This is a genomic window from Clostridium sp. ZBS15 (assembly GCF_023845705.1).
GTDB classification, from domain to species: domain Bacteria; phylum Bacillota; class Clostridia; order Clostridiales; family Clostridiaceae; genus Clostridium; species Clostridium aquiflavi.
This window is the reverse complement of the sequence record NZ_JAMQHY010000036.1, coordinates 45,808-58,267: the sequence shown is the minus strand read 5'-3', so window position 1 is coordinate 58,267 and position 12,460 is coordinate 45,808. Positions and strand designations below refer to the sequence as shown.

Below are 12,460 nucleotides of genomic sequence, written 5' to 3'. Positions count from 1 at the left end.
TATACCTATAAATATGGAAAGTATAAAAATAATATTACCATATTCAATCTCTCTTTCATTGGTAGGAATTGTAGAATCATTATTAACAGCTCAATTAGTAGATGATTTAACAGATACGCCAAGTGATAAGAATAGGGAGTGCATAGGTCAAGGAGTAGCTAATATGGTATCGGGATTTTTTGGTGGAATAGCTGGGTGTGGAATGATTGGCCAAACTATAATAAATCAAACTTATGGTGGAAGAGGTAGATTGTCAACGCTTACATCAGGAACAGCAATGTTAATTTCTGTAATAGTATTAAATAAATTTGTAACTCAAATACCAGTAGTGGCATTAGGAGCAGTTATGGTTGTTGTATCAATAAGCACTTTTAACTGGGAGTCAATAAAGCGAATAAGGAAAGTACCTAAATCAGATACATTTGTAATGATATCAACAGTTATAACAGTATTATTAACACATAATTTAGCTTATGGAGTTATTATAGGAATAATTTTAAGTTCTATATTCTTTTCAGCTAAGATATCTGAAATTAGTATTAAAAAAATAAATGAAGATAAAAAAACAGTATATTTAGTGCAAGGACAGCTATTTTTTGCATCTACCTTAAAATTTATTAATAGTTTTGATTTTACAGAGGATGTAGAAACTGTAGATATAGATCTTTCAAAAGTTAGAATTTGGGATGAATCAGCAGTTGATAGTATAGATAAAGTAGTGATTAAATTCCATAAGAATGGAATTAAGACTAATTTAATGGGAATGAGTACTCAATGTTTAGAATTAATAGATAGAATGTCTGTTCATAATAAAGCAGGAAAATTTAATATGGTTAGTGATCATTAAATTTTATAGATTAAGGATACAAGTGACTTTTCATAATGCATAAAAATTCAATATTAAAAGTCACTTATATGTTTTATAGTAAAATTTTATTTAAAAACTTAATAATTTATAATATATTGGCAGTTATTAAATAAATATTTTTATATAATAATTTATTTTGATACCTCCCTTTTTTATTTTTTTAGGGTTTGTATTTATAAATAATATGTAAATAACTTAGGTTATATTTTTGTTTGAAGATTAAGAAATAAAATCTAGAGAATAAAAAAAGTATATTTACATTTTAGAGTGTTAACATTAAAATAGAAATTAAATTATTAAATTATTAAATTATGTGAGGCGAGTTATTAATGAATATAGATATGAAAAAATATGAAAGCGTATTTAAATCTTTATCAGATATTACAAGATTAAATATACTTAAAGAATTAAGTAAACAGGATAGCATGTGCGTATGTTCTTTAGTTGAACATTTTGATATACCTCAATCAAAATTATCATATCATTTAAAAATGTTACTAGATTCTAATCTTATAACTATGGAGAGATGTGGTAAGTGGAATCACTATAGTATTAATAAAGGGGAATTGGAAAAGTATTTATCTAAAGATGTTATGAGTGCTATTGTTAATTAATAAAATTTTATATAAAATTAAAAAAATATTGGAGGAGTGAAAACAACACATCAAAAAAACTTGATATGTTGTAGAGAGTAATGTATAATAATTTTATAGAGCTAGCTAGCAATAAAAAATTTTAATCAACAAATCAAAAAAAATTGATATATTATAAAGTAGTGAATATGTTGAAAGGGGGAATTAAAATTATGAGTATTATTTCAGGAACATTTCAGTTTTTGAATGATCAGGTGCTAAAAATGAAGTGGTTATCAGATATTATTAGATACATTGTAGAAAATATATTTGGCTTATCTATAGATGAAAGATTAGGGGGAAGTATTCACTTTTTTATATATGATACTATAAAAATATTTATATTATTATCAATTCTTATTTTTATAATATCATATATTCAAAGTTATTTTCCACCAGAAAGAACTAAAAAAATACTTGGTAGGATAAAAGGGATAAAAGGTAATATACTGGGTGCATTACTAGGAACCATAACACCATTTTGTAGTTGTTCTAGTATACCAATATTTATAGGATTTACATCAGCGGGACTACCTCTTGGAGTAACATTTTCATTTTTAATATCATCACCAATGGTAGATTTAGCATCATTTTTAATGCTTATGTCATTCTTTGGTTGGAAAATAGCCACTGCATATGTTTTAGTAGGATTAATTTTAGCCGTATTAGGTGGAACAATAATTGATAAATTAGGCTTAGAAAGTCAAATTCAAGATTATGTTAGAGAAATTGAAAATACTGATATAGATATTGAAGACATGACTAGAAAAGATAGAATATCATATTCCAAGGGACAAGTTATGGATATAGTTAAAAAGGTATGGCTATATATATTAGTAGGTGTTGGAATAGGTGCAGCAATACACAATTGGATACCGCAACCAATAATTGAAAGAATTTTAGGAGAGGGTAATCAATTTGCAGTATTAATAGCAACAGGTGTAGGAATACCAATGTACGCTGATATATTTGGAACACTACCAATTGCTGAAGCACTATTCTTAAAAGGTGTAGGAGTTGGAACTATACTTTCATTTATGATGGCTGTGACTGCTCTTTCATTACCATCTATGATAATGTTAAGCAAAGTGGTAAAACCTAAATTATTATCTATATTTATAGGCATTGTAGCAATTGGAATATTACTAATAGGCTATTCATTTAATATATTTGGATATATATTTATATAAAATAATTTAAATAAGGAGAGAAGTAATATGTTAATTAAAGTTTTAGGACCAGGATGTACAAATTGTAAAAAATTAGAGGCTAATACAAGAAAAGCTGTAGAAGAGCTAGGAATAGATGCAGAAATAGTTAAAGTAACAGATGTAAGAGAATTTATGAAGTATGGTGTAATGAAGACACCAGCTTTGGTTGTAGATGAAAAAGTGAAATTTTATGGAAGAGTTTTAAGTTCAGAGGAAATTAAAAAATATTTAAAATAGAATGTAAGGGTAAGACACATACTATTATATATTGAATATTATGTAGTATAAAGTTTAACAAATGTAGCAGGAACTTAACTTAAACTATTCCTGCTACATTTATTTAATGAGGTGGTTAGATGGATAAACTTATAGGAATATCAGGGAATTTAGTAGAATTAGAATATCCAAAAGGAAAGATACAAAAGAGAGTTATAGTTGGAGATGTATATGTAAAAGCTATATCAGATGCTGGAGGTATTCCAATTATAATACCAATTACAGAAACAAAATATATTTCAGATTTAGCAAGAAAATTAGATGGTTTAGTTTTAACTGGCGGAAGTGATATATCACCTTTTTTATATGGTGAAGAACCTTGTGGTGAAATTGATGAATTATCTCCAGAGCGAGATAAGTTTGAAATAGATTTATTAAAGGAATTCATATCATTGGAAAAACCAGTTTTAGGTATATGCAGAGGTATGCAATTAATTAATATAGCTTTTGGGGGAACTTTATATCAAGATGTGAAATATGTGCCTAATATAAATAATGAACATTGGCAAAATACAGATCCAATACATCCAATACATTCAATAAATATTAATAATAAATCTTCTTTAAATAAAATATTTGGGGATAATATATATGTAAATTCTTTTCATCATCAGATGATAAGAGAAGTTGCAAGTGGATTTAGATCTATTGCATGGGCATCTGATGGAGTAGTAGAAGCAATTGAAAAAGAGGAAGGCTCATATGTTTTAGGCGTACAGTGGCATCCGGAAGAAATGAGAGGAAATAAATTTAATATGAGTAATTTATTTAAAGAATTTATAAGTAAAACTTAGAAAAGAATATGGAGATAATATGAAAAAAGTTGATTTAACTGAAGGAAAAGTAGCAAAAGTAATATTAACATTAGCAATCCCTATAATGGGAAGTTCATTATTGCAGTTTGCATATAACTTAATAGATATGATATGGGTTGGCGGACTTGGAAGTAATGCAGTAGCAAGTATAGGATCTTCAAGTTTTTTTATAGGACTAGGATATTCTATAAATGCTCTAGTGGTAATTGGAGCAGGAATAAAAGTATCACATGCAATAGGAGAAAAAGATGAAAAATCAATTAAAGGATATATAAATTCAGGGATTTTGATAAATTTAATTTTAGGAATTATATATGCTTTGACTTTAGTTTTTTTAGGAAAACATTTTATAGGATTTTTACACTTGAACAATTCAGACGTTGAGAGTAAAGCATATTGGTATCTTGCAATTAGTGCTCCTATGATGTTTTTTACATTTTTTAATATTTTCTATACTAGAATACTAAATAGTTTTGGAAACAATAAAAGTGCATTAAAAATAAATGCTTTAGGAATAGTAATAAATTTAATATTAGATCCTATTCTTATATATGTTTTTAAACTAGAAGTAATAGGAGCAGCAGTAGCAACATTAGTTTCAAATTTTGTAATGTTTATAGTATTTAAAGTTAATGGTAGGGAGATATTTAAATTTGACTTTAATATTGGAATAGAAAAAGAAAAAGTATTAGAAATAATAAGGTTAGGATTTCCAATGTCTTTTCAAAGAATCTTATTCACATTAGTAAATATAGTACTTGCAAGAATTATAGCTATCTTTGGATCAGATGCTATTGCAGCCCAAAAGATAGGACTTCAAATAGAATCTATAACTTTTATGGTTATAGGTGGGTTAAATGGTGCTATTGCAAGTTTTGCAGGACAAAATTATGGAGCTAAAAAATTTAATAGGATTATTAAAGGGTATAGAAGTTCATTGAAAATAGGGATTATATATTCGATATTAACAGCAATAGCATTTGCTTTTATGCCAAGTGTTTTGGTAAAAATATTCATTAGAGATGAATCTACTATTTTAATAGCCAGTGGGTATTTACAAATAATAGCTGTTTCACAGATATTTAGTACTATTGAAATGGTATCTAATGGATTGTTTACAGGTATAGGAAAACCTAAAATACCAGCATATATTAGTATAGGTTTTACTATTTTACGAATTCCTATGGCTTTAGTGCTTACTAAATTTATGGGGGTAAATGGTATTTGGTGGAGTATAGCTTTATCAAGTATTTTTAAAGGAGTAATTTCTTATATCTTATATATATTACAAGTACGAAAGGAGTATAGATATGTTGGAAAATTTTAAACAATTATTTGAAAATAGTGAGTTATTGCAAGGCAGTGTAGGAATAGAGAGAGAGGGACTTAGAGTAAATAGAGATGGAATTTTATCATTAAACAATCATCCAAAAGTTTTTGGAGATAAGATGCTTAATCCATATATAACAACTGATTTTTCTGAAAGTCAAATTGAATTAATTACTCCAGCATTTAGTACTTGTGAAGAGACATATAATTTTTTAAATAATCTTTATGATATTGCTGCACTTGAAATTAGGGATGAATATATTTGGCCACAATCTATGCCTTGTGTAATAATGGATGATAAAGTAATACCAATTGCAACTTTTAATAAATCTCCTGAGGGAGAAAAATCAAGAAAATATAGAGAAAATTTAATTAAAAAGTATGGTGGAAAAAAGCAACTAATATCTGGAGTTCATTATAATTTTTCATTTAATGAAGATATGATAAAGAAACTACATGATAATACTAATACAGAACTAAATTATAGAAGATTTAAAGATAATATTTATTTAAAGGTAACAAGGAACTATCTTCGTTATAGATGGTTACTATTATATCTTTTAGGTGGAACCGGAATAGTTCATGAGAGTTATACAGGAGAATGTGTAAAAACTCTTCAGGAAATTTCGCAAGGGGCTTTTTCTAATGATGGAGCAATGTCATACAGAAATAGTGAATGTGGATATAAAAATAAAGTTGAATTATTTCCTAATTATACTTCTGTTAACAACTATGTTAAAAGCATTAATGGATTTATAAAAAATGATTTAATTGAAAGTCATAAGGAACTCTATAGCTCTATAAGATTAAAGGCAAAAGATAATAATAATTTATTTAATTCATTATTAGATGAAGGTATTAACTATTTAGAATATAGAAGTATTGATATTAATCCATTTGATAAATGTGGTATTAGTCTTGACGACTTGCATTTTCTTGAAATATTTAATTTGTTTTTACTAATAAGTGAAGAAGAGTCATATGATAATTGGCAGGAAGAGGCATATGATAATCAGAAGATAATAGCAAGATATGGTCAAAACAATGTTGAGCTAAAGAAAAATGGTGAAGTGATTTATAAAGAAAAATGGGCATTGGATATTTTGAATCAAATTCAAGAAATAAATAAAGAATTATCTTTAGGAAAAGATAGTTTAATAGATACAATGATTGATAAGGTTAAAGATAATAGATTAACATATACTTATAGAATTATTAATAAGGTTAAAGAAGAAGGTTATATTGATGCACATATTAATTTAGCTAAGAAATACAAAGAAGATGCTTATAAAAACAGATTTAAATTAGTTGGATATGAAGATTTAGAATTATCTACACAAATACTAATGAAAGAATCAATAAAAAGAGGAATAGAAACAAAAATTATTGATAAAAGTGAAAATTTTATAGTACTAAAAAAGGGTGATAAGGTTGAGTATGTAAAACAGGCAACTAAGACATCAAAGGATAATTATGTTTCGGTTCTACTGATGGAGAATAAGGTAGTTACTAAGAATGTATTAAATGAAGCTGGAATAAGAGTGCCAATGGGGATGGAGTTTAATTCTCTAGAATCAGCTATAGATAAAGTAGATATATTTATCAATACTCCAATAGTAGTAAAACCTAAGTCTACTAATTTTGGTATAGGAATAAGTATTTTCCCTAATGGTGGATCAAAAGACGATATAATTAGAGCATTAAATATAGGTTTTAAAAATGATAATACAGTTCTTATTGAAGAATTTATACAAGGAAAAGAATATAGATTTTTAGTAATTGGAGATAAAGTGGCAGGTATACTTCATAGAGTGCCAGCTAATGTTATGGGTGATGGAGTTAAAAATATAGTTGAATTAGTTAAAGATAAAAATTTAAATCCACTTAGAGGAAAAGGTTACAGAACTCCATTAGAAAAAATAGAAATAGATGAAAATGTAGAGTTATTTTTAAAGCAAAGTAATATAGATATAAATTATATACCTAATAAAGATGAGATAGTTTATTTAAGAGAGAATTCTAACATAAGTACAGGTGGAGATAGTGTAGATTATACTGATGATATTCCTGAAAGATTTAAAAATATAGCAGTAGAGTCTTCAAAAGCAATTGGTGCTAATATATGCGGAGTTGATATGATTATTAAAGATCATAGGGATGAAACATCTGACTATGGAATAATAGAACTAAACTTCAATCCTGCAATTCATATACATTCTTATCCTTATGTTGGAAAAGAAAGAAAAATAGCAAATGAAATATTAAAATTATTAGATTTAATATAAAGAAATAAGAAAAAAATCTAAAGGAAGATTTTTTTTCAATAAACCTCAACCAAACAAAATCTAAAATTCAAGGCAAGTTCACTTCGGTAAACAAGACGTTATCCCGCAAATGTTACAAGCTCCACAGAGCTAGTACACTTCGGGAAACTTTGTTTACCTAAATGTACATGCCTTTTTATTCTTTTAAGATGTATGTACTAAAAATAAAAAAATCCTTGATTGTAAACTTAGTTGGAGTTAAACATACTATTCTTTAGGGAATAAAACAAGCTAAATATAAATATACCAAGCCACTCATACTTCGTTTATGGCATATATATTTAATTGTTATATTCCTTTGTACTATCTTTAAACATGGAAGGTATAAGAGCTGCAACTAAAGAAGAAGGGCAGGGAAGAACAGCTCATATACTATCTGTGTATTCCTCTGTGGTCAAGGAAAGGTATGGACAATCTTAATAAAAAGTATTAAGTATAGATATAATTTTATAGTTAATGCTGCTTTTAATTAAGCTAGTCCAACCTAAAAATATAATGAATCAAGATTGCTTCAAACTTTACCTTTTTGGCATAAGTTAAAAATAGACAAGCGAAACGCTAGTCCATTTATTAACCTATGCTTATTTTTATTTAGATTATTTAAGTGCTTAGTTATTAACATTTTTTAGAAATAATATAGTGCATATGTTAATAATTCTGTTTATAAGAGTGTATATAGAATTATTAAAATATTTTAATTATAAGTATATAGTAGAGTAATTATTATTAGTAATACTGTTATTGTTACTATAGCTATACTGTATATATCATTTATTAATGGCACCTATTCAATCACCCCAAATAGTACAGGATATTACCTGTTATTTCTAAGTATCTATGAGTTTTACGGCAAGCTCCAACCTCATATCTACTAAGAAAATAACCAGGATTAATCTAGCCCTATATTTAGGTACCCGATTGGGTGCAGAAGATAAAAGACCTTTTGCTCCGTAAGCAGAAAATTAAGTAAGGTCATATATCTTCTTGTTATTCTAGGTATAAGTGCTGATCCTAAAGAAGAAGGACCAAGGAGTGCAGCACATATACCATTAAACATAATATTCTTAGCATTCGATAAAGCTTGATTAATCTTGATGCACAACATTAACCAACCTTTACCGAATTTTGTTCTAGAATTTTTACCACCGCTAAATGTATTGTGATTTTTAATAATCTAAGTTTTAATATTTATTCTTTAAAGACCGCTCTCGATAAAATTCGATAAATTGATAGCACTAAATTTAACGTATTTTAACGAGTGCTTTCATGTACTAATATTACCCCGACCGCCACCCCTAAATTATTTTTTCTTTTATCATGTTCTCTGTTTTGCAAATTAAGATTATATCATAAAAAAAGTTAATAATGTCAAGGAGCAGAGCTTTGGGGCAGATTGACATTATTAATTTTTTATAAGGTTTTTTATTTAGGCAAAACAATGCCTAAGGCTTGTCCTATAATTAAGTAGTTGATTTTATAGTAATTAAATAATTTTAAGGTTGTACTAATTTAGGAATATAATAATATAAAGGCATAGCCTTTATATTATTAGTTATATGTAATTAATCCATAGCTTGTAAATTCAGCTATATTTAAATAATCCTCACCAAATGATTTATAATCTATGTAATTTCTTATTGCATCTGGGATAGAATAACATTCTTCAAGTATGTACAAGCCATAATCTTCATAGCTGTTAATATTACAATCTAAGTTGTAATTATCTATATTTTTAATTGCATCTTTAATATTATTTTCAAATCCACATTCTAAAGCTGCTTTTACTATATCAATTTGATAATCTCTAAGCATTTCAAGATCAAGAACTATTTCATTTATAGTATTTAAATTATCGTATTCTGAAATACTCCAAACATGATCCAAACTTGATTCAAAATCAGTTATAAAATATTCCTCATAATTGATATTATCAATTCCTATTTCATTAAAACATTCTTTTAATTCATCATCTGTAAATGGAAGTGAAATCCATTTTCCAACTAATTCACCTTCATTATATTTTCCTAAATTAGTAACAAAAACATTAATATCAACATTACCCAATTTTTACACTACCTTTCTTATCTCTATATTGTTATTATTGCCAATAATTAAAAATATTATTCAATAAAGTGTATATAAAATAAATTAAATGGAAATAATATTAATAGGGAAAATTATTAAAAAGGGAATTTACTATTTGAAAGGAAGTATTGAGAAAATGAGATTTAATTTAGACACATCAAAGTTATTATATGAAGTGAGATATAGAAGCTTAACTTCAAAAGAAGGGTATACATATGAACAACTATATAGAGATGTAAATGGAAAATATTTTATAAATTTTATGGGTGGTAAAAATAGTGAGTATGCTGTTAAAACTTCTTATACAGATTCAGTTGGAAGAGAGAGTAACTATTTTATAGAAGAAAGTAAAATTGATTTATGGAGGAGAATTTCAAATCGTATGAAAGAAGAATATTCTAATGAATTTTCAATAATAGATTGGCAAAAGGAAGAAGAGGAATCTTTAGTGTGGGAACCTTATATTCCAATAGAAGAGTTACCTTTTTAATACATAAAGATTTTTAGGAGCTATAGCTCCTAAAGGTTTATATAATTGACAATGTTTAAATCTGACGTAGCAAAATATAAAATGTTCTTTGAAAATTGAATGATGAGTTATTTGTAAAATATGTTATAATAAGGATGGATTTGTTACGGTTAGGTCATAAGAGGAGATAGTGAAAAAATGAAGGGTGTATATATAAAATGCCAATTAAAACTATTATGATGATTCTATTCTGTATTGGAATTATAATATTACAAATTAATTTATCTAAGAAAGAAAATAAATGGTTAGGATTTGTTTTGCCGGGAATAACTTTTATTTTTTCTTTATTAACTGTTCTTGGTGAAGCTGTTTTTATAGGACAGAAATTTTATATTGTCCTTTTAAATTTACTCCAATGTAATATTCCAACTGCTATTTTATTATTAATTTATGTTTTTTGTAGAAATAAGAATATGATACTAAAAAAATGAGTATTCAAAATTTTTTAAGGGATGAAAACAGTTGAAGTTGTCATTTTTAATTGGCTCAGCTATTGTAATTATTGGATATTTGATAGGATTTTCATTAAATGACTGGAACATAACATTGAAAATTTCTGAATTTATAGTAGTTGGTTGTTTTGTTTTATCAGGTATATTAAATGGTACGTTCATTAGTGGTGATAGATTTAGAGCGAATTATTCAAAATAAAATGAATTTGCGGTATTTTTTTGTAAGCAATTTTAAAATTAAGTAAAGGAAGATTTTTTTCAATATTATTTTTAGGTAAAGATAATTCTTGATTTAAAGGCATGTACACTTCAGGAAACTTTGTTTACCTAAATGTATATGCCTTTTCTATTGGTTTAGATGTAACTATTGCACTTATAGATGTAGAAATGATAGAGATATTTAATTGAGACAGTCCATTAACGGCAATTGATTATTTGGATATTATAGATAATTATTACATATGTGGAAAATATAAATTATAATAAAGATAAAAATAACTAAGAGAGGGTGTCTGAAATAATAAATTTATTGTTATGTTTCACGAATAGAGCTATTGTAATAGCTTTAATTACAAGAACAATATATTTAATTAAAAATTACATTGAAAGTTTTAAAATAAGTGATGAAGAGGAAGATGAACTTGAAAAAAAATTTGAAGAATTAAAAAAAGATATGGATGATAAATTATGGCAATTAAATGCATTGGTTCCAGGTATTAAAGAATGGGTTGAAGAGGTTTTCGAATGGAGAATAGAACATAGCTTCTTAAGTTTTGTTATAGGATATATATTTTGTTTAGTACCAATTGTAAATTTAATAATAGCCCTAATCAATTTAAAATCTATATTAGAAATTGATTAAACTTTTAATTATAGAATTATAAGTTTGAATAATATAGTTTAAAAGGGATAAATGTAATTTTGTATATTGACTTAGATGATATTTTTTATATCTAGAGGTAACGGATATAAAAAATATTATTAAGGATGTATTAGTTTATTTATGTGTGTTTTGGGAAGAAAATTATATTATAAAAAGATAAATCTATGTAAGGGGTCAAAATCAAGGAATCAGATTGAATAGATTTATTTTTTATAAGGCACAAGTAGTTGCTCTAAATATGCCTAAGGCTTGTCTTACAATTAGGTTATTAAATTGAAGTATTACAGTAGTTTTAGAGCTTGTCCGTATCAATATTTTTTAAGTAAGGGCATTAACCTTCACTTTTTAGCAATTAGATGTAATCAAACCATAGGTGGCAAAAATAGTGAGTATGCTATTAAAAATTCTTATGATGAAACAGTTGTTTTGATGTAAAGTATGGATTTTAAAAATTATTTGGTACCTGGACTTTTAATTAGTGTACATTTATATAATTATCAGATTGTAAAATCGCATTATTCAAAAAATGAATTTGCGATTTTTTTAGTGCGTCATTCTAAGATTATGAGTAAAATTACTAATTACAAGGACAAACTATAGGCGTAATTTTGGCAACCACTTGTCCATAATCTAAAATAAAAATATTCAAACTGCTTAAAAGCTTTGACCACTTGAATATTGTTATTTTTAGATAATATAATATTGGTTCAAAAACACCATGCTAAAAGGCAACAAACATTTAAAATATGTTTATTGCCTTATTTTTATGCAACATTATTAGAATTATCATTAGATTTATTGGTATCAATAACAACTCCAAGTTTAGTTGATATTATAGTATTTAATTTATTAATTGAAGCACTTAAAGAGTTTAGTTGCTTTTCTAGTCGTATAAGTAGATATGCACTTACTGCTACTGGAAAGCCAACATTACCTATAAGGCTTACTAATTCATTAATATCCATGAAGCTCACCTCCTGCATAGAATATATGGATTTAGAGATAATATTTCATCTATGTGTGAAATTAATATTTATAACAGAGATGAAAATGGAT

General features: G+C 26.4%; 13 protein-coding genes and 1 pseudogene. 12 read left to right on the top strand and 2 right to left on the bottom strand.

Going from position 1 to position 12,460, the window contains the following annotated elements:
• The 7 genes and pseudogenes from NG904_RS11455 to gshAB form a co-directional block, all read left to right on the top strand.
• The coding region (locus tag NG904_RS11455; protein ID WP_252231715.1) for a SulP family inorganic anion transporter at positions 1 to 847 on the top strand (847 nt) is incomplete at its 5' end.
• Positions 848 to 1,209: 362 nt separating this feature from the next.
• Positions 1,210 to 1,482, top strand: coding sequence for an ArsR/SmtB family transcription factor (locus NG904_RS11450; RefSeq protein WP_252231714.1), 273 nt, complete (start codon positions 1,210 to 1,212; stop codon positions 1,480 to 1,482).
• A gap of 191 nt (positions 1,483 to 1,673) precedes the next feature.
• Complete coding sequence (locus NG904_RS11445) at positions 1,674 to 2,690, top strand: permease (RefSeq protein WP_252231713.1); 1,017 nt, start codon at positions 1,674 to 1,676, stop codon at positions 2,688 to 2,690.
• A 15-nt stretch (positions 2,691 to 2,705) separates the two neighbouring features.
• Positions 2,706 to 2,948, top strand: a pseudogene (locus NG904_RS11440) (thioredoxin family protein); the annotation flags it as partial.
• A gap of 119 nt (positions 2,949 to 3,067) precedes the next feature.
• On the top strand, positions 3,068 to 3,781 hold the full coding sequence (locus NG904_RS11435) for a gamma-glutamyl-gamma-aminobutyrate hydrolase family protein (protein WP_252231711.1): 714 nt from the start codon (positions 3,068 to 3,070) through the stop codon (positions 3,779 to 3,781).
• 19 nt (positions 3,782 to 3,800) lie between these two features.
• The gene (locus NG904_RS11430; RefSeq protein ID WP_252231710.1) at positions 3,801 to 5,129 is read left to right on the top strand and encodes an MATE family efflux transporter; all 1,329 of its coding nucleotides are present in this window, start codon (positions 3,801 to 3,803) and stop codon (positions 5,127 to 5,129) included.
• Entirely contained in the window at positions 5,113 to 7,416 is a 2,304-nt protein-coding gene (gene gshAB / locus NG904_RS11425) for a bifunctional glutamate--cysteine ligase GshA/glutathione synthetase GshB (protein ID WP_252231709.1), read from the top strand. Before NG904_RS11430 ends, gshAB begins: the two co-directional genes overlap by 17 nt.
• A gap of 1,587 nt (positions 7,417 to 9,003) precedes the next feature.
• Here gshAB and NG904_RS11420 read toward each other — a convergent pair.
• Positions 9,004 to 9,519, bottom strand: coding sequence for an antirestriction protein ArdA (locus tag NG904_RS11420; RefSeq protein ID WP_252231708.1), 516 nt, complete (start codon positions 9,517 to 9,519; stop codon positions 9,004 to 9,006).
• Positions 9,520 to 9,676: 157 nt separating this feature from the next.
• Between NG904_RS11420 and NG904_RS11415 the strand changes: the two genes are divergently transcribed.
• The 5 genes from NG904_RS11415 (at position 9,677) to NG904_RS11395 (ending at position 11,839) form a co-directional block, all read left to right on the top strand.
• Positions 9,677 to 10,030 carry a hypothetical protein gene (locus NG904_RS11415; RefSeq protein ID WP_252231707.1) on the top strand — a complete coding sequence of 118 codons (354 nt, stop codon included), beginning with the start codon at positions 9,677 to 9,679 and terminating at the stop codon, positions 10,028 to 10,030.
• 197 nt (positions 10,031 to 10,227) lie between these two features.
• Positions 10,228 to 10,500 (top strand): hypothetical protein, encoded by a 273-nt coding sequence (locus NG904_RS11410; RefSeq protein ID WP_252231706.1) that lies wholly within the window; start codon positions 10,228 to 10,230, stop codon positions 10,498 to 10,500.
• Positions 10,501 to 10,531: 31 nt separating this feature from the next.
• Positions 10,532 to 10,720 (top strand): DUF5316 family protein, encoded by a 189-nt coding sequence (locus tag NG904_RS11405; protein WP_205455096.1) that lies wholly within the window; start codon positions 10,532 to 10,534, stop codon positions 10,718 to 10,720.
• A gap of 309 nt (positions 10,721 to 11,029) precedes the next feature.
• Complete coding sequence (locus tag NG904_RS11400) at positions 11,030 to 11,383, top strand: hypothetical protein (RefSeq protein ID WP_252231705.1); 354 nt, start codon at positions 11,030 to 11,032, stop codon at positions 11,381 to 11,383.
• Positions 11,384 to 11,677: 294 nt separating this feature from the next.
• A complete protein-coding gene (locus tag NG904_RS11395) occupies positions 11,678 to 11,839 on the top strand; it encodes a hypothetical protein (RefSeq protein WP_154698184.1) in 162 nt (53 codons plus the stop codon).
• Positions 11,840 to 12,168: 329 nt separating this feature from the next.
• Here NG904_RS11395 and NG904_RS11390 read toward each other — a convergent pair whose 3' ends face one another.
• Complete coding sequence (locus tag NG904_RS11390; RefSeq protein WP_061281080.1) at positions 12,169 to 12,369, bottom strand: YvrJ family protein; 201 nt, start codon at positions 12,367 to 12,369, stop codon at positions 12,169 to 12,171.
• Positions 12,370 to 12,460: the final 91 nt, after the last annotated feature.

What these genes read in the sequence shown, in the direction of transcription:
- NG904_RS11435 (WP_252231711.1), top strand. Translation starts at nt 3,068, where the DNA reads ATGGATAAACTTATAGGAATATCAGGGAATTTAGTAGAATTAGAATAT.
- NG904_RS11450 (WP_252231714.1), top strand. Translation starts at nt 1,210, where the DNA reads ATGAAAAAATATGAAAGCGTATTTAAATCTTTATCAGATATTACAAGA.
- gshAB (WP_252231709.1), top strand. Translation starts at nt 5,113, where the DNA reads ATGTTGGAAAATTTTAAACAATTATTTGAAAATAGTGAGTTATTGCAA.
- NG904_RS11390 (WP_061281080.1), bottom strand. Translation starts at nt 12,369, where the DNA reads ATGGATATTAATGAATTAGTAAGCCTTATAGGTAATGTTGGCTTTCCA.
- NG904_RS11445 (WP_252231713.1), top strand. Translation starts at nt 1,674, where the DNA reads ATGAGTATTATTTCAGGAACATTTCAGTTTTTGAATGATCAGGTGCTA.
- NG904_RS11410 (WP_252231706.1), top strand. Translation starts at nt 10,228, where the DNA reads ATGCCAATTAAAACTATTATGATGATTCTATTCTGTATTGGAATTATA.
- NG904_RS11415 (WP_252231707.1), top strand. Translation starts at nt 9,677, where the DNA reads ATGAGATTTAATTTAGACACATCAAAGTTATTATATGAAGTGAGATAT.
- NG904_RS11430 (WP_252231710.1), top strand. Translation starts at nt 3,801, where the DNA reads ATGAAAAAAGTTGATTTAACTGAAGGAAAAGTAGCAAAAGTAATATTA.